Raw genomic sequence first — 16,200 nt, forward strand, 5'->3', positions numbered from 1 at the left:
ACGGCCGCGATCCCGTCCGTGCCGAAATCCGTTGACAACCTCCGCACGCACCATGAAAATGCGCGGCCTGAAGTGCCCAGGTGGCGGAATTGGTAGACGCACTAGCTTCAGGTGCTAGCGGGGGCAACTCCGTGGAGGTTCGAGTCCTCTCCTGGGCACCACGATCCGCAAAGACCCCGCTCCGGCGGGGTTTTTTGCGTCTGCGGGACGGAGCGCGCCCAGGCGACCGGCGTGCCGGCCATCGCGCCCGCGACAGCCGGCCGGCGGCCCCGCGCCGGCGCGGTACGGCTTTCCGGCCGGCCGCCGCCGCGACTCCGCGGCACGCGTGCAGGCGCTTGCGTCCTATCCCTGCTGCCGGAAGATCCACTCGCGGATCGGCTCGATCGTGTAGGCGATGCGCCAGGTGTTGCGGTGCCCGCTGGCGCCGGCGCCCGAATCCTCCTTCGGGATCACCGTGCCCTTGGCGAAGGTCACGTAGTTGATCGGGCTGCCCTCGGCGTCGATCTTGTCGAACGCGGCGCGGAACTGCTCGGCGTTCCAGGTGCCGTCCCAGGTGGCGCGGCTGATCTTCGCCCCCTCCTGCTCCAGCACCTCGGTGATGGCGTCCTGGCCGGGGAACGCCTTGTCGTCGTCCTGCGAGACCAGGATCCACAGCTTCTGCCGGGCCAGCGGCTTGACCAGCGCCGGATCCCACTGGCCGGCCACCAGGAACGAGGCGGCGAAGAAATCCGGGTACTTGATATCCATCGCGATCGACATCATGCAGCCGCCGGACTGGCCGGTGGTGTAGAGGCGCTTGCGGTCGATGCTGTACTCGTCGGCCAGCGCCTTGATCAGGTCGATGGTGGTGTCGAGCGCGTCCGAGGTGCGCGAGTCGTCGTCGGCGATGATCTCGGCGAACTGCGGCGCCAGCACGAAGCACGGGCGCTTGGCCTGGTCGTCGGGACTGGCCCAGACCACCGCGCCCAGCCCCTGGAACAGGGTGGTGCGCGTCACGTCGCTGGTGGCGCCGGCATCGTGCATGAACAGCACCAGCGGATAGGACTTGCCGGCGTCGTAGTCCTTGGGCACGAACAGGTTGTAGCGCAGCGTCTTGCCGGTGTTCGGGTCGTCGAACTGCAACTGTCTGAAATCGTCGACGATCAGGTTGCGCGCGGCCGTCGTCGCCAGCGTGCCCGCACCCGGCGCCACGACCGTGGCCTGGGCGGTCTTGTAGACCGTGTCGTAGGTGGGGATGTCGCCCGCGTTGCCGGGGCCACGGCCACCCTGGGCCGGCCCGGACTGCCCGCCCTGGCCACCGCCCTGGCTACCTTGCGGTTGCAGCTTCTCGGCCAGCACCGCGTTGGCGTCCCCGGGCGACAGGGTCACGATCGCGAAGCGGCCGGCCTCCGCCCGGTCCGCCGGGTCGGTGGACGTGCTGGCGAAGACACCGGTGACGGTGCGGCCTTCGACCTTGAAGTCGGCCGCGGAAAGGGCCGCGCCCTGGACCGGTTCGGGATACTCGACGGCGACCGCGACCAGGCGGACGCCGTCGCCGAACACCTCGGTGACGGCGGTGGCGCCCTGCGCATGGCCGATGCCCTTTTGCGCGCACGCGGTCACACCGATCGCCAGCAGCGATCCGATGCCTGCACTCATGATCAGGAAGTCTCGACGTGACGCCATTGCATGTTCTCCGGTTCGGTTCTCAAGGTGTGTCCATCCGTTGCAGCAGGCCGACGATCGCCGTCGCCGCCGCTTCGGCCGCTCCCCGCGCATAGGGCGAGCTGCGCGCCTCGTAGGTATAGCGGTCGTAGCTGCGCATGTCCGGCATGTACTTGGCCGCGCCGTCGACCATCGTCGCCACCAGGGTATGCGGATACGGCGAACCCGCGCGGATCTTCGCGCCGATGCTGGCGGCCAGCTCGGGCTGCACGCCGACCAGCGCGACATCGCCGATGCGCAGTAGTGCCACCGGCATCGCGGTGTCCTCGCCGGGGGCGTAGCTGAAGGCGGTGACCGGCCCGGTCGCCGCGTTGCGCGGCGAGAACTCCTGCGAGGCCACGTCCACGTGCTCGCGACGCACATCCGGCTTGGGCGCGGCCTGCGCCGCGATGCCGTCGGCGACGCGCACGACCTCGCCGCCGAGCCGCTCGCCGAGCAGGTCCACCAGCGCGAAACCCGCCTCGTGGATGTCGACCCGGCCGACGCTGCCGTCGGCCTCGACGACATGGCGGTTGGCCTGCAGGTAGGGCGCCTGGTCGCCGGCCGCGCCGACCAGGAACAGCGCCACCGTGCCGGCGCCGTAATGGCTCTCGACGTGGCGCGCCGCCGCCCCGGCCAGGTCGGCGCTGATCAGCTTTCCGCCCTGCGCGCGCTCGGAACCGTCCATCACCGAGGACTGCACCGCGACGTTCATCACGATCGCCAGCGTCCGGCCGCCGGCGCCATCGATGCGCAGCACGCCGACCGCGGGATCGGCGAAGCCGGCATCGTCGGCGCCCAGCCACCAGCCGTGGGGCGTGGCGACATCGCGGTTGACGTTGACCCGGGTGGCGCCCTGCCCCGCGCCCAGTCGCGCCGGCTGCAATCCGGCGACGGCCTGCGTCGCCGCCGTCCGCAGCGCCGATTCGAAGGCGGCCAGGGCGGCGGCGTTGCGGCTGGTATCGGTGCCCGGCGGAGCATTGCCTCCGGTGAACACGTGCGGCGCCGAGAAGGTGTGGCTGGCGCAGACGATGGCGTGGTCCGCCTTGACCGCCGCGACCTCGGCGAGGATCGCCTTCATGCCGGCGATCATCTCCTCCGAGATCGAGGTCAGGTCGATCACCGCGATGGCCGCCCGCGAGCCGCCGCCGTCCAGCAACAGCACGCGCACGGCGAGCGGGTCGTGCTGGCCGGCGAAGCCGTCCAGCGGGAAGAGTTCGTCCGCGAACGCCACCTCGGCGCGTCCGGCGCCGGCCCTGAACCCCGCGGCGTTCGCCGCGCGCCCGTGTGCCATGCCCGCCGGCAGCAGCGCAGCGGCGCCTACCCCGAGCCCGGCCAGCAGGAATTCCCTTCGTGATTGCATGTCTGTCTCGATCCGGTCCTGGACGACGATTGCGTGCCTCACCTGGCCGGCAGAATAACCGAGACGGACCGATCCCCGGATCGCAGGCGTCGCCCCGAAATCCCACGCCAGGATCGCTGTCGTGCAAACGCCCGGCCATTTCGCCACGGCGCGACACGGTGTGGCGTGGCGTGGCGCGACACGGCATGCACGACGGATTCCCCTCTGCAGGGCGTCATGCACTCCCGCATGTCTCGCGCTGCGGGGAAAATCGAGGCGACCCGTGCCACCGCCGCCGCAGGGTGGCCGCTGCGGCTGCACCGTGTAACCTCGTCGATCGCGGCGACCACGCGGCAGGCCTCATGCCTACCAGGGCCGACGCCACATCCGGGCACCGGGTACGCCGGCTCGATCCGCAGACCTGTTCGACACGGAGAAACACCGGCAATGCAGCTTCGAGACGTCCTGGAAGGCCGCCAGATCGCGATCTACTTCTGCACGGTCGCGTTCGCCGCAGCCATTGCGCTGCTGGTGCCCGGGACCACGGTGCTGGAAGCGGCGGTCAACCCGGCCCTGGCACTGATGCTGTACGCGACCTTCCTGCAGGTGCCGATGGCCGAGTTGCGGCGCGCGTTCGGCCGCTTCCGCTTCCTGGCGGCGCTGCTGGTGGCCAACTTCGTCGTGGTCCCGCTGCTGGTCGCGGTGCTGCTGCAGTTCCTGCCCGCCGAGCCGATGATCCGCCTGGGCGTACTGCTGGTACTGCTGGCCCCGTGCATCGACTACGTGGTCACGTTCTCCCACCTCGGTCGCGCCGACGCGCGCCTGCTGCTCGCCGCGACACCGGCCCTGCTCATTGCCCAGATGCTGCTGCTTCCGGGCTACCTGGGCGCCTTCCTCGGCGCCGATGCCGCGCGGCTGGTCCAGGCCGGGCCTTTCGTGCATGCATTCGCATGGCTGATCCTGGCCCCGCTGCTGCTCGCCGCGCTCACCCAGCTGTGGGCCGCGAAAAGTGCGGCCGGGTCGCGCGTCACCGCGATGCTCGGGCTGCTGCCGGTACCGGCCACGGCATTGGTGCTGTTCGTGGTGATCGCCGCCGTAGTGCCGCAGCTCGGCCCCGCCATCGGCGCCGCCCTGCGCGTCGTTCCGGTCTACCTCGCCTTCGCGGTCGCCGCTCCCCCGCTGGGGTGGCTGGTGGCGCGGCTGTTCCGGCTGGAGGCCGCCGCGGGGCGCTCGATCGCGTTCAGCGCGGGAACCCGCAACTCGCTGGTGGTGCTGCCGCTGGCGCTCGCCGTTCCCGGCGCGATCCCCGTCCTGCCCGCGGTCATCGTGACCCAGACGCTGGTGGAGCTGCTGAGCGAACTGGTCTACGTGCGCGCCATCGCCAGGTTCGGACGCAACGCCGCTGCGACCGCCTAGCCTACTGGCGTCGCGACGACGCGCACGCCCCGCTGCAAGCGTGGACGGGCGCATCTGGCTTGACAGCCAAATCCGCGCAATGGCATGATTCTCCTCCTGAGTCGCCCAGGTGGCGGAATTGGTAGACGCACTAGCTTCAGGTGCTAGCGGGGGCAACTCCGTGGAGGTTCGAGTCCTCTCCTGGGCACCATGACTCAAGGCAACGATCCTGAAACCCCGCTCCGGCGGGGTTTTTGGTTCAAGCGGATCGCGCCCGGAAACAATATCGGGCGAAACGGCAGCAGGTGGTCGGCAAAGCCACTACGCGGACCGCATACGATTCGCGATCGGCAAGGCCATCGCGCGCAAGCAATCCCTCTTTCGAGTCGACCGGATTGCTGCCGTGCACCCACGCCTGCCCCGCGCACCGATCGTTTCCTCGCCCCCGGTCCCGTCCGCCCTTGTCGGCGCATGCGCCTTGCCAATCGCCATGGCGATTGGACCCATGATTATCTTCTGATTGTTTCCGGCGACACCGGTCCCGATCGATGCGGATACCTGCTGCTCGCTCCTCTGGACCGTGGGTGTTCGAAGGGATGGCCCGGCAGGCGCCACATGGTGCCGCGCAAGCGCATCGCCCCGTGTGATTTCCCGCATCGCCGAAACCTGCTCAGGACAGATCCGTGCACTCCACTGGCATATCGGGCCCAGCGGCGGCCCATGGCCGTTCGCCGATGCAGGCCCGACCCCTCCCGTGAATATCCCGCCATTCATCGAAGTAAATGAAGCATCTTCACGAAGTCGCTTGACATTAACTTCACGTTAACGTCCTTAAGGTCGAAACCGCAACGTTATTTCCGGATCGGAATCGGAATACGCAAATGCACGCCGCGCATATCCGGTTTCGGCCCGCGAATCTACTTGCCCCGCCAAGAACCCATTCGAAACGACACCTCTTCATCCGAAGCGGGGCGGGATGCCATTGACTTCACTTAATGGGGATGACGAATCACCGCACTGTTCGAATGACGTCATCGCCCGGGAATGTTTTCCGCCCCCTGCAGTACATCCGTTTCCCCGACCCAGAAGGATCTACCCCATGAATGCAACCCTGAAAATCGCGGGCAGCCTGCTCGCTACCGCCGTCATCGGCTCGATGAGCATTGCCGGTGCCCGTGCCGAAGGCAGCCTGAACGGCCAGATCGGCGTGCAATTGACCATAGGTGCAGGCTGCACCGTCGCCAATGGCGACACCAGTTCGGGCACCAACGACTGGGGCACCCTGGACTTCGGCGAGTACGCGGACCTGAGTTCGGTCATCGACGGCGAAGTGCTCGGCAGCAACAACAGCAGTGCGGTCACCATCACCTGCAGCGACGGCCTGACCCCGAGCCTGACCCTCGACGGCGGCCTGAACGGCGCCGGCAGCCTGCGCAACCTGGCGGCGGGCGGCACCCTGATCCCCTACCGGCTGTACAGCGACTCCGCCCGCAGCAGCGAGATCACCCTGGACGGCTCGGTCAACCTGATCGGCGACGGCAGCACGCAGAGTCTTCCGGTCTACGGCCGCGTGCTGCCCAGCGACCAGACGGCCACCCCCGCTCCCGCGGCCGGCACGTATACCGACACGGTCGTCGCCACCATCGCCTGGTAACGGCGATGGACCGGCGCTCGCCAGACCGTCGATCCGCAGCAGTCCCCGCCGGCCGCCTTCTGGCGGCTGGCATCGGCGCCTGCTGTGCGATCGCGGCCCATGCGCAGACCGCAAGCATCGGCATCAGCGCGACGGTGGAAGCCGCCTGCCAGTCCAGCGCCGGCGATGGCGATGGCAATGGCTCGCTGGACTTCGGCACGCTCGACTTCGGCTCCTACGGCTCGCTGGATTCGGCCATCAGCGCGGCCAGCAGCGAAGGTAGCGGCTCGATCAATGTCACCTGCGTCGCCGGCCAGAGCTACGCGATCCTGCTCGATGGCGGCAGCAGCGGCAGTACCGCCAACCGCCAGATGGTCGCCCAGTCCGGCAGCGACGCGCGCATCGCCTACAACCTGTTCACCGATCCCGGGCACGCGCAGGTATGGGACGACAGCACCGGCGTTGCCGCCACCGGCACCGGCAGCGAGCAGGTCCATACCGTCTATGGCCTGGTGCAGGCGCAATCCACGCCGGCGGCCGGGACATACGCGGACACGGTCAACGTCACCATCAGTTGGTAGCCATGAACGGACGCTCCACGATACGGATATCGCTTGCCGCCGCCCTGCTGGGCAGCGGCGCCGCCCATGCCGAAACCGTCAGCAGCAGCTTCGCCGTCAACGCCCGCATAGAGACCGGCTGCGCCTTCGGCGCGGGCGGTGGCGCGGGTACCGGCAGCGACCTGGGCGTGCTGGACTTCGGCCCGGTCACCCTGCCCGACCTGGCGAGCGCGCGGGACGTCGCCAGCAGCGTCGACGCCGGCTCCATCGTGCTCACCTGCACCCAGGGCGCCATGGTCTCGATCTCGCTGGACTACGGCGTCAACGGCGGAAGCAGCAGCGTGCGCTACCTCGCCCTGGACGGCCAGACCCTGGGCTACCAGCTCTACCGCGATGCCGCCCGCAGCCAGGTATGGGGGACCGAATCCGACGGGCTGGCGATGACCATCGACGATTTCCCCGCCAGCACGCAGACCTACACGGTGTACGCGCGCCTGCTGGCACGCGACAGCATGCCCGCCGCAGGCACCTATACCGACACGGTGACGGTGACGCTTTCGTACTGATCCAACCCTACGAGGCTACAAGGAATGTCCAGCCATACCCTCGCCCGCGCGCTCGCGCCGGCATTCGCCCTGATCCTGTCCTTGCTGCCCGCGGCCGCGCAGGCCGCCGGCGCCCTGTTGCTGTGGCCGATCCACCAGGTGATCGAGTCCGACCAGAAGGGCTCGGCGCTGTGGCTGGAGAACCGCGGCAGGCAGCCGATCTCGCTGCAGGTGCGCATCTTCGACTGGAGCCAGCAGGACTACCAGGACCTGTACACGGAGCAGCAGCAGGTGCTGGCGAGCCCGCCGTTCGTCACCATCGCCCCGGGCCAGCGGCAGTTGGTCAGGCTGATGCGACCCGGCAGCGTGCCCGCCGGCAGCGAGCAGTCGCTGCGGGTGATCGTCGACGAGATCCCGAACCAGGCGCCGCCGTCCAACAGCGTCGGCCTCAAGTTCCAGATGCGCTATTCGATCCCGCTGTTCCTGCAGGGCGACGGCATCTGGACCAAGCCGCGTGCGAACAGGCCACGGCCGCCGGCGAGCGCATCGCACCCGGAGCTGCGCTGGCGCCTGGTGAACGAACAGGACGGGCGCTTCCTGGAAGTGCGCAACAGCGGCAAGGTGCATGCGCGCCTGAGCAACGTCGCCTGGCACGACGCCGACGGCCGCCGCTTGCCCATGAACGAGGGCCTGCTCGGCTACGTGCTGCCGGGCAGCACCATGCGCTGGCCGCTCAAGCCCGGGCTGCAGCCCAACGACGGCATGCAGCTGAAGCTGCAGGTCGCCGACAACCAGGCCGCCATCCACGTAGCGCATCAATGAGTCCGCCCAACGCCATGGACCGGCCCCTGTCCGTCGCCCTGAGATGCGCGCTGCTGCTCGGCCAGGGCTGCATCGCCGAGGCGGCGCTCGCCGCCGCCGGGGGCCTTCCGCCCGCGCCCAGGGCGATACCGCAGATGGACCGGATCGACTACTACCTCACCCTCTCGGTCAACGGCCACAGCGACGGCCAGCTGGTGCCGGTGAGCTGGCGCGACGGCAGCTACCGCGTCGATGCCGACGCGCTGCGCCAGCGCCGGGTGCGGGTGCCCGACGGCGTACAGGGGGAGGTCGCGCTCGACAGCCTGCCCGACGTCGCCAGCGAGTACGACGGCCCCGCGCAGCAGCTGCGGCTGACCGTGCCGTCCTCCTGGCTGCCGCAGCAGAACGTCTCCGGCCAGCCGCTGGTACCGCGCGTGCAGGCACGCAGCTCGCTGGGCATGCTGTTCAACTACGACATCTACCAGGCCGATTCCGACGCGGCCGGCAACCACACTTCGGCCTGGCTGGAACAGCGCCTGTTCGGGCGCCTGGGCATGGTCTCCAACAACGGCGTGTACCGCAGCTCGAGCGGCCGCGGCAGCGCGGCCTTCGGCGGCGGCTATGTCCGCTACGACACCACCTGGCGCTACAACGACGAGGAACGCATGATCGCCTACCAGGCCGGCGACGTGATCAGCAATTCGCTGACCTGGAGCAGCTCGGTCAGGATCGGCGGCGTGCGCATCGGCCGCGACTTCTCGGTCCGCCCCGACGTGATCACCTACCCCACCCTGGCGATCGCCGGCGAGAACGGACTGCCGTCGACCGTCGACCTGTTCGTCAACGGCTACCGCGCCAGCAGCAGCGACCTCGACGCCGGGCCGTTCGTACTGAGCAACGTCCCCTACGTCAGCGGTGCCGGCGAGGCCACCGTGGTCACCACCGATGCGCTGGGCCGGCAGGTATCCACCAGCGTGCCGTTCTACGTCGCCAACACCCTGCTGCGCGAGGGCCTGAGCGATTTCGACGCCACCTTCGGCGGCCTGCGCACGCACTACGGGGTACGCGATTTCGGCTACGGCCGCGCCGCGTTCAGCGGCCTGTACCGCTACGGCGCCAGCGACCGGCTGACCTGGTCGGTGCATGGCGAGGCCAGCGCCGGTTTCGTCCTGGCCGGCGCCGGCGCCGACGTCGGCCTGGGACGCTACGGCATCCTCAGCCTGGCCGCCAGCCGCGGCGACGACGAGACGGGCGCGGGCAACCAGTACGTGGCCGGCTATTCCTACCGTTCGCGCGCCTTCAGCATCAACCTGCAGCATCGCTACCGCCAGAGCGGATTCGCCGACATCGCCACCATCGCCAACGGGCGCGGCTTCGGCACCAGCCGCCGGGCCAGCCAGGCCACGTTCGGATTCTCCCCGTTCGGCATGGGCCGCGGCAGCGCCTCGCTGGGCTACTACGACATCGTCGCCGGCGACATGACCCGCACCCGCCTGCTCAACATCTCCTACGGCCGCTCGCTGATCGGCGCCAGCAGCGTGCACCTGTCGCTCAACCGCGACCTGGCGACCGACACCGATACCGCCTACGTGCAGGTGGTGGTGCCGCTGCAGCGCGGGCTGGGCAACGCCAGCCTGGCCCACCGGCGCCCGTCCACCGGCGGCGGCCGGCAGCAGCTCAACTGGAACCGTGCCGCGCCGCTGCACGGCGGCTGGGGCTGGAACCTCGGCTACGAACTCGGCGGCGGCGACGACTACCACCAGGCCAGCGTGGCCTGGCGCGGGCGCTACGTGCAGGCGCAGGCGGGCGTGTACGGCGACGGCGACGACACCCGCTGGGCCGACGTCAGCGGCGCGCTGGTGTGGATGAACGGCGGGCTGTTCGCGAGCAACCGCATCAACGACGCCTTCGCGCTGGTATCCACCGGCGGCTATGCCGACGTCCCGGTCCGCTACGAGAACCGGCTGATGGGCTACACCGATCGCAACGGCCACCTGCTGGTGCCTTCGGTCAGCTCCTACTACCCGACCCGGTTCGGCATCGACGCGCTGGAACTGGACGCGGACGTCAAGGCCGGGCAGGTCGAGCAGCGCATCGCCGTGCGCCAGGGCAGCGGCGCCCTGGTCAGTTTCGACATGGCACCGCTGCTGGCGGCCAGCGTGGTCCTGCACGACGGCGCCGGTCGGCCGCTGCCGCCCGGGCAGCTGGTCACCCTGCAGCCGGGCGGCCTGCAGACCTACACCGGCCACGACGGCCTGGTCTACCTGGAAGACCTGCAGCCGCGCGACAACCGGGTACTGGTGCAGATGCGCGACGGCAGCCGCTGCCGCGCGGCGTTCGACCTGCCGGCGGGGGCGACCTCGGGCACCCACCGGATCGGGCCGCTGACCTGCGCCGCCGACACCCCCGCCGCTTCGCAACCCGGACAGGACGATCGCCGATGACCCACCCGCCGACCAAGCGCATGCGCAACCTGATCCCGCACTGCCTGCTGCTGCTCGCGCTGTGCGCGCTGTGCCCGCGCGCCTGGTCGCAGGCGTGCAGTGCCAGCAGCGGCGCGGCCGACTTCGGCAGCATCGACTCGATCAGCCTGTACAACACCGCGCAGACGACCACTGCCGGCTCCGGCTTCACCTGCGACGGCGGCGCGCTGGTGCTGATCGTGGCCAACCAGTTCTCCGCCAACCTGCTCAGCAGCACCTATGCCCAGGGCGGCCAGCCGCGCATGTACAGCGGCGACAGCGGCGACTACGTCGGCTATCGCGTCTATTTGGACGAGGCCTACGCCAACCAGTTGCAGATCGGCGGCAGCTACCAGTGGAGCATCACCTCGATACTGGGACTGCTGGGCCTGTTCTCCGGGCCGTCGGGCGATGTCCCGCTGTACCTGCGCACCGATGCCCTGCAGAACGTGGCCGCCGGCAGCTACGTCGACAGCCTCGCCCTGCAGTGGAGCTACAACGTCTGCACGGTGGGCGCGTTGGGAATCTGCCTGGTATCGAGCAGCGGCACGCTCAATGCCGCCGTCGCGGTGAACCTGGTGGTCTCGGACATCTGCGTGGTGGTGGACGCGCCGGACGTGGATTTCGGCAGCGCCATGCTGCCGTCCTCGTTTCCCGGCGTCGAAGGTGCGCTGCAGGTACGCTGCACCAAGGCCGCCGCCTACAGCGTCGGCCTGACCAGCACCGACGGCAGCGGCGACTGGCGGCAGATGCAGGGCACGGATGCCAACAATGCCGCCTACACGCTGCAGTACCGGATCTCCCGCTCCGACGGCACGGCGTGGAGCGAGAGCAACGACCTGTCCGACACCGGCACCGGCCTGGCGCAGAGCCTGGGCTATACCGCCATGATCGATGCCGAGCAGGGAAACCGGCCGGCCGGCAGCTACAGCGACACGGTGACGGTCACGGTGAGCTATTGAGGCGGGCGGCCGGGCTCAGTGCCCGCCGCCGGCCGCAGCGCCGCGGGAGGCGGCGCCGAACGGCGGCTTGGCCAGCCACAGGAAGCCGATGATCAGCAGGAAGGTCCAGCCCAGCACGTAGAAGATGTCGTTGAAGCCCATCTGCGAGGCCTGGTGGTCGATCATGCTGTTGACCAGCGCGGCGCCGTGCTGCAGGTCGCCCTGCCCCATCGCCAGCACCTGGTCCTGCACCCCCGGCGCATAGCCGGAGATGTGCTCGGTGAGCTGCGCATGATGGACCTGCGTGCGCTTGGCCCACATGTAGGTGGTCAGCGAGGCGGCGAAGCTGCCGCCGAGCGTGCGCAGGAACGTCGCCAGGCCGGAGCCGGCGGCGATCTCGCGCCCGTCCAGGTCCGACAGCAGGATCTGCAGCACCGGCATGAAGAACAGCGCCACGCCCACGCCCATGACCAGCTGGATGCCGGCGACGTGGGCGAAGTCCACCTGCAGGTTGAAGCCCGAGCGCATGAAGCTGGTGAACGACAGGAACACGAAGGCGACCGTGGCCAGCATGCGCATGTCGAAACGCGCGGCGTACTTGCCCACGAACGGGGTCATGATCACCGGCAGCACGCCGATCGGCGCGGTCGCCAGCCCGGCCCAGATGGCGGTGTAGCCCATGTCGCGCTGCAGCCACTGCGGGATCAGCAGCGCCACGCTGAAGAACGCCGCGTACGCCACCACCATCGCCAGCGTGCCGGCGCGGAAGTTGCGGTGGCGGAACAGGCGCAGGTCCACGATCGGGTCCTTGTCGGTCAGCTCCCAGATCAGGAACACCGCCAGCGCCACCACCGAGATGCACGACAGCACCACGATGAGGTTCGAGCTGAACCAGTCCTCGTCGTTGCCCAGGTCCAGCACCAGCTGCAGCGCGCCGACGCCGATCACCAGCGTGACCAGGCCGACGTAGTCCATGCGCGGCTTCTCGATCTGCTCCGGGCGGCCGCGCATCTGCGCGCCCACCACCAGCGCCGCCAGCACGCCCAGCGGCACGTTGATCAGGAAGATCCACTCCCAGCTGTAGTTGTCGGTGATCCAGCCGCCGAGGATGGGCCCGGCGATCGGCGCCACCACCGTGACCATGGCCAGCAGGGCCAGCGCCTGCCCGCGTTTCTCGCGCGGGTAGATCGACACCAGCAGGCTCTGCGTGATCGGGTACATCGGCCCGGCGACGAAGCCCTGGATCGCGCGCGAGACCACCAGCATGCCCATGCTCTGCGCCAGCCCGCACAGCAGCGAGGCGGCGGCGAAGGCCAGCGTCGCCCACACGAACAGCCGGGTCTCGCCGAAGCGGCGGCTGAGGAAGCCGGTCAGCGGCAGCGCGATGGCGGTGCTGACCGCGAACGAGGTGATCACCCAGGTCGCCTGCTGCGAGCTGGCGCCGAGGTTGCCGGCGATGGTCGGCAGCGACACGTTGGCGATGGTGGTGTCGAGCACCTGCATGAACGAGGCCAGCGCCAGGCCCAGCGTGCACAGCAGGATGCTGGGCGGCAGGAACGGCGCGGCCGGGGCGGCTGCAGCGGTGGGAGCTTGCGAGGACATGGCGGCTCAGCCGACCTTGGCCGTCTGCGGCAGGTTGTCGTGGATGATCTTCTCGATCAGGTGGTCGGCGTCGTCCAGCTGGCGGGCGTAGACGTCGGTTGCATACACCTCGCCCTTTGCCGACTGCTGCGGCAGCACGCCACCCTGCCGGTCGTGCAGGTTCACCTTCACCTTCATCGACAGGCCGATGCGCAGCGGGTTCTCGGCCAGCTGCCTGGCGTCGATGGCGATGCGCACCGGCACGCGCTGCACGATCTTGATCCAGTTGCCGCTGGCGTTCTGCGCCGGCAGCAGCGAGAAGGCGCTGCCGGTGCCCATTCCCAGGCTCTGGATGTGGCCGGTATAGGACACGCCGCCGCCGTACAGGTCCGACTCCAGCTCCACCGGCTGGCCCAGGCGCATGTGCTTGAGCTGGGTCTCCTTGAAGTTGGCCTCCACCCATACCTGCTCCAGCGGCACCACCGCCATCAGCGCGGCGCCCGGCTGCACGCGCTGGCCGACCTGCACCGCGCGGCGGGCGACGTAGCCGCTCACCGGCGCCAGGATCGCGCTGCGCGCGTTGTTCAGGTAGGCCTGGCGCAACTGCGCGGCGGCCGCCTGCACCTCCGGCTGGGTCGAGACCACGGTGTCGTCGACCAGCGCGCGGCTGCGCTCGAACTGCTCGCGCGAGCCGCTCACCGCGGCCTCGGCCGAGGCCAGTTCGTCGCGCGCGTGGGCCAGTTCCTCGTTGGAGATCGCGCCGGTGGCGGCCAGGTCGCGGCGCCGCTGGAAGTCGGCGCGGGCGCGCTGCAGCGTCACCTGCCGCGCGGACAGTTCGGCCTGCGCGCCCTCGACGCTGCGGTACAGGCCGCGCACCTGGCGCACGGTCCGCGCCAGGTTGGCCTGCGCCTGCTGCAGGGCGACCTGGGCGTCGGCCGGATCCAGCTGCACCAGCGGCTGGCCGCGCTCCACGCGCATGCCGTCCTCGGCGCCGATGGCGATCACGGTGCCGGCGACCATCGGCGTGATCTGCACCAGGTTGCCCTGGATGTAGGCGTCGTCGGTCTCCTCGTGCCAGCGGCCGCTGACGAAGTACCACAGGGCGAACACCGCCAGCGCCAGCACGACGACGACGAGGAGAATGCGCAGCAGCTTGCCGCGGCGGCTGGCGGGCTTGCCCGCAGCGGATGCGGAGCCCGGAGTGGAAGGCTGGTTCATGGCAAGACTCTCAGGAATGCGGGGTTTCTTGGGGGAAGGAAGCCTGGGCGGCGTCGACGGGCGCCAGGCCGCCGCCGAGCGCGCGGCTCAGGCGCGCGGCGGCCTGCAGCCGCTCGGACTGCAGCGCGGCCATGCGCTGGCGCGTGGCCAGCACCTGCTGCTGCACGGTCAGCGCCTCGACGTAGCTGCCGATGCCGGCGCGGTAGCGCTGCTGGGCCAGATCGAAGGCGGCGCCGGCCGTCTCCAGCGCCTGCGCCTGCGAGGCGAGCTGTCCCTGCAGCGACTGCAGCGCGTTGACCTGGTCGGCCACCTCGCGCAGCGCCTGCACCACCGCCTGGTTGTAGCCGGCCACGGCCAGGTCGTACTGCGCATCGCGCTCGGCCAGGCCGGAACGCAGGCGGCCGCTGTCGAAGATCGGCAGGCTCAGCGCCGGGCCCAGGTAAGCGAAGGTGGAACCGCTCTTCAGCAGGTCGCCGACGTCCTTGGACGCCACGCCGGCCATCGCGGTGAGATTGAGGCTGGGGTAGAACTGCGCCTTGGCCGCGGCGATGCCCTTGCCGGCCGCCTCGACCCGCCAGCGCGCGGCAACCACGTCCGGGCGCCGGCCGAGGAGATCGCTCGGCAGCACGCTGGGCAGTGCCACGGAGGTATCAGGGGCCAGCTGCGGCCGGGCTATGGCCAGGCCGCGGTCCGGGCCCTGCCCGAGCAGTGCCGCCAGCGCGGTGCGGGCCTCGTCGATGGACTGCTGCGCGGCCTGCTGCTGTTGCTGCGCGGCCGGCACGCGGGCCTCGGCCTGGCGCAGCTGCACGTCGCTGTCGATGCCGGCGGCGCGGCGCTGGCGGGTCAGCTCCAGCAGCCGGCGCGAGCGCTCCAGCTCCTCGCTGGCCACGTCGTGCAGCCGCCAGGCGTAGTCGAGCTGGACGTAGGCCTGGACGATGCCGGCCGACAGGTCCAGCCGCGCCGCCTGCGCATCGACCTGCGCCGCATGCGCCTGGTCCACCGCCGCCTCCCAGGCCGCGCGCTTGCCGCCCCACAGGTCCAGCCCGTAGCTGAAGCTCAGCGCCGCGTGCCCGCTGCCGGCGTAGCTGCCGCCGAGTTCGTCGCCGACCATCGACTCGGGCAGGCGCAGGCCGGTGTAGCCGGCCGTCGCGCTCACTTCCGGGCCGCGCTGGGCGTTGGCCGAACCGGCCTGCGCCTGCGCCTGGCGCAGCCGCGCATCGGCCGCCTCCAGGCTCGGCGTGCCCTGCAGCGCCTCCTCGACCAGGGCGTCGAGCCGGGCATCGCCCAGCGTGCGCCACCACTGGCTGTCGGGCCAGGCGGCAGGCGTGAGCCGGACCTGCGAGAACGTGCCGGAGGCCTGCAGGCGGTCGGCGTCGAGCAGGCGTCCCTGCGGCTGCAGGCCGCGGCTGCTGGCGCAACCGGCCAGCGCCAGCGCCAGCAACGGAACGGCCAACGCCCGGGCAGGCCGGGCAACGGATCGAAACATGGGATTGGTCATGGTGTGTTGAGGGAATCGCGTACGCGGGACAACAGGGAAAGCAACTGCTCGCGCTCGGCGGGCGAGAGGTCGCGCATGGCATGGGCCATGCCTTCGTCGCCGGCCGCCTTGAGCCGCCGCCACATGGCGCGGCCCTCGTCGGTCAGCACGATCTGCAATGCACGGCGGTCCTGGGCGTGGGGCTCGCGGCGCACGCAGCCCAGGGCCTCGAGCTTGTCCAGCAGCCGGGTGATGGCGCTGGGCGTCTGGTCGATGGCCTGGGCCAGCTCGTTGGCCGTGCACGGCGACATGAACGACAGCATCTTCAACCCGAGGTAGTGGCCGAAGCAGATGTCCAGCTGTTGCTCGGCCATGTTCTGCTCGAGCACCCGCACCAGGCCGTCGCGGACCTGCCGCAGCAGCAGCCCCAGGTTGGGGGGCTGCAGCGGGTACTGCAGCTTCGTGCAGCCGGCCTGGGCGGAGGAGGAGGTCATGGGAGCGGCATTTTGTTCCAAAAAATATATTTGTCAACCGCAAATATCCCGATAGCAACGATCTCCCA

Annotated in this window: 13 protein-coding genes and 2 tRNA genes; 9 read left to right on the forward strand and 6 right to left on the reverse strand. The window is 70.0% G+C overall.

The features are described from left to right. Window positions 1-74 precede the first annotated feature (74 nt). A tRNA-Leu gene (locus tag LRX76_RS11110) sits at window positions 75-161 on the forward strand. A 181-nt stretch (window positions 162-342) separates the two neighbouring features. On the opposite strand, the gene LRX76_RS11115 is transcribed toward LRX76_RS11110, so the two are convergent. After that, window positions 343-1,665, reverse strand: a complete 1,323-nt coding sequence (locus tag LRX76_RS11115) for a PHB depolymerase family esterase (RefSeq protein WP_231805121.1) — start codon at window positions 1,663-1,665, stop codon at window positions 343-345. Window positions 1,666-1,687: 22 nt separating this feature from the next. Continuing rightward, window positions 1,688-3,046, reverse strand: a complete 1,359-nt coding sequence (locus tag LRX76_RS11120) for a hypothetical protein (RefSeq protein ID WP_231805123.1) — start codon at window positions 3,044-3,046, stop codon at window positions 1,688-1,690. Window positions 3,047-3,472: 426 nt separating this feature from the next. Here LRX76_RS11120 and LRX76_RS11125 point away from each other — a divergent pair, with 426 nt between their 5' ends. The 8 genes from LRX76_RS11125 (at window position 3,473) to LRX76_RS11160 (ending at window position 11,383) form a co-directional block, all read left to right on the forward strand. Continuing rightward, window positions 3,473-4,441 (forward strand): arsenic resistance protein, encoded by a 969-nt coding sequence (locus LRX76_RS11125; RefSeq protein ID WP_231805125.1) that lies wholly within the window; start codon window positions 3,473-3,475, stop codon window positions 4,439-4,441. A gap of 103 nt (window positions 4,442-4,544) precedes the next feature. Next, a tRNA-Leu gene (locus LRX76_RS11130) sits at window positions 4,545-4,631 on the forward strand. Between the two features lie 888 nt (window positions 4,632-5,519). Further along, complete coding sequence (locus LRX76_RS11135; RefSeq protein ID WP_231805127.1) at window positions 5,520-6,074, forward strand: spore coat U domain-containing protein; 555 nt, start codon at window positions 5,520-5,522, stop codon at window positions 6,072-6,074. Between the two features lie 5 nt (window positions 6,075-6,079). After that, on the forward strand, window positions 6,080-6,634 hold the full coding sequence (locus LRX76_RS11140; RefSeq protein WP_269450833.1) for a spore coat U domain-containing protein: 555 nt from the start codon (window positions 6,080-6,082) through the stop codon (window positions 6,632-6,634). Between the two features lie 2 nt (window positions 6,635-6,636). Beyond that, entirely contained in the window at window positions 6,637-7,179 is a 543-nt protein-coding gene (locus LRX76_RS11145) for a spore coat U domain-containing protein (RefSeq protein ID WP_231805131.1), read from the forward strand. 24 nt (window positions 7,180-7,203) lie between these two features. Beyond that, entirely contained in the window at window positions 7,204-7,980 is a 777-nt protein-coding gene (locus tag LRX76_RS11150; protein ID WP_231805133.1) for a molecular chaperone, read from the forward strand. Next, window positions 7,977-10,403 carry a fimbria/pilus outer membrane usher protein gene (locus LRX76_RS11155; protein WP_231805135.1) on the forward strand — a complete coding sequence of 809 codons (2,427 nt, stop codon included), beginning with the start codon at window positions 7,977-7,979 and terminating at the stop codon, window positions 10,401-10,403. Before LRX76_RS11150 ends, LRX76_RS11155 begins: the two co-directional genes overlap by 4 nt. Continuing rightward, window positions 10,400-11,383 carry a spore coat protein U domain-containing protein gene (locus LRX76_RS11160; protein WP_231805137.1) on the forward strand — a complete coding sequence of 328 codons (984 nt, stop codon included), beginning with the start codon at window positions 10,400-10,402 and terminating at the stop codon, window positions 11,381-11,383. Before LRX76_RS11155 ends, LRX76_RS11160 begins: the two co-directional genes overlap by 4 nt. A gap of 15 nt (window positions 11,384-11,398) precedes the next feature. On the opposite strand, the gene LRX76_RS11165 is transcribed toward LRX76_RS11160, so the two are convergent. The 4 genes from LRX76_RS11165 to LRX76_RS11180 are packed head-to-tail and all read right to left on the reverse strand — an operon-like array spanning window position 11,399 to window position 16,132. Beyond that, window positions 11,399-12,964: a DHA2 family efflux MFS transporter permease subunit gene (locus LRX76_RS11165; RefSeq protein WP_231805139.1), complete on the reverse strand. Its 1,566-nt coding sequence runs from the start codon at window positions 12,962-12,964 to the stop codon at window positions 11,399-11,401. Between the two features lie 6 nt (window positions 12,965-12,970). Next, on the reverse strand, window positions 12,971-14,161 hold the full coding sequence (locus LRX76_RS11170; RefSeq protein ID WP_231805141.1) for an efflux RND transporter periplasmic adaptor subunit: 1,191 nt from the start codon (window positions 14,159-14,161) through the stop codon (window positions 12,971-12,973). Window positions 14,162-14,171: 10 nt separating this feature from the next. After that, window positions 14,172-15,659: an efflux transporter outer membrane subunit gene (locus LRX76_RS11175; protein WP_231805143.1), complete on the reverse strand. Its 1,488-nt coding sequence runs from the start codon at window positions 15,657-15,659 to the stop codon at window positions 14,172-14,174. Beyond that, on the reverse strand, window positions 15,656-16,132 hold the full coding sequence (locus tag LRX76_RS11180) for a MarR family transcriptional regulator (protein WP_231805145.1): 477 nt from the start codon (window positions 16,130-16,132) through the stop codon (window positions 15,656-15,658). Before LRX76_RS11180 ends, LRX76_RS11175 begins: the two co-directional genes overlap by 4 nt. Between the last annotated feature and the right edge of the window lie 68 nt (window positions 16,133-16,200).

Source organism: Stenotrophomonas sp. MMGLT7 (assembly GCF_021168555.1).
Classification (GTDB): domain Bacteria; phylum Pseudomonadota; class Gammaproteobacteria; order Xanthomonadales; family Xanthomonadaceae; genus MMGLT7.

What these genes read in the sequence shown, in the direction of transcription:
- LRX76_RS11140 (WP_269450833.1), top strand. Translation starts at nt 6,080, where the DNA reads ATGGACCGGCGCTCGCCAGACCGTCGATCCGCAGCAGTCCCCGCCGGC.
- LRX76_RS11160 (WP_231805137.1), top strand. Translation starts at nt 10,400, where the DNA reads ATGACCCACCCGCCGACCAAGCGCATGCGCAACCTGATCCCGCACTGC.
- LRX76_RS11165 (WP_231805139.1), bottom strand. Translation starts at nt 12,964, where the DNA reads ATGTCCTCGCAAGCTCCCACCGCTGCAGCCGCCCCGGCCGCGCCGTTC.
- LRX76_RS11135 (WP_231805127.1), top strand. Translation starts at nt 5,520, where the DNA reads ATGAATGCAACCCTGAAAATCGCGGGCAGCCTGCTCGCTACCGCCGTC.
- LRX76_RS11145 (WP_231805131.1), top strand. Translation starts at nt 6,637, where the DNA reads ATGAACGGACGCTCCACGATACGGATATCGCTTGCCGCCGCCCTGCTG.
- LRX76_RS11170 (WP_231805141.1), bottom strand. Translation starts at nt 14,161, where the DNA reads ATGAACCAGCCTTCCACTCCGGGCTCCGCATCCGCTGCGGGCAAGCCC.
- LRX76_RS11125 (WP_231805125.1), top strand. Translation starts at nt 3,473, where the DNA reads ATGCAGCTTCGAGACGTCCTGGAAGGCCGCCAGATCGCGATCTACTTC.
- LRX76_RS11115 (WP_231805121.1), bottom strand. Translation starts at nt 1,665, where the DNA reads ATGGCGTCACGTCGAGACTTCCTGATCATGAGTGCAGGCATCGGATCG.
- LRX76_RS11120 (WP_231805123.1), bottom strand. Translation starts at nt 3,046, where the DNA reads ATGCAATCACGAAGGGAATTCCTGCTGGCCGGGCTCGGGGTAGGCGCC.
- LRX76_RS11180 (WP_231805145.1), bottom strand. Translation starts at nt 16,132, where the DNA reads ATGACCTCCTCCTCCGCCCAGGCCGGCTGCACGAAGCTGCAGTACCCG.
- LRX76_RS11155 (WP_231805135.1), top strand. Translation starts at nt 7,977, where the DNA reads ATGAGTCCGCCCAACGCCATGGACCGGCCCCTGTCCGTCGCCCTGAGA.
- LRX76_RS11150 (WP_231805133.1), top strand. Translation starts at nt 7,204, where the DNA reads ATGTCCAGCCATACCCTCGCCCGCGCGCTCGCGCCGGCATTCGCCCTG.
- LRX76_RS11175 (WP_231805143.1), bottom strand. Translation starts at nt 15,659, where the DNA reads ATGACCAATCCCATGTTTCGATCCGTTGCCCGGCCTGCCCGGGCGTTG.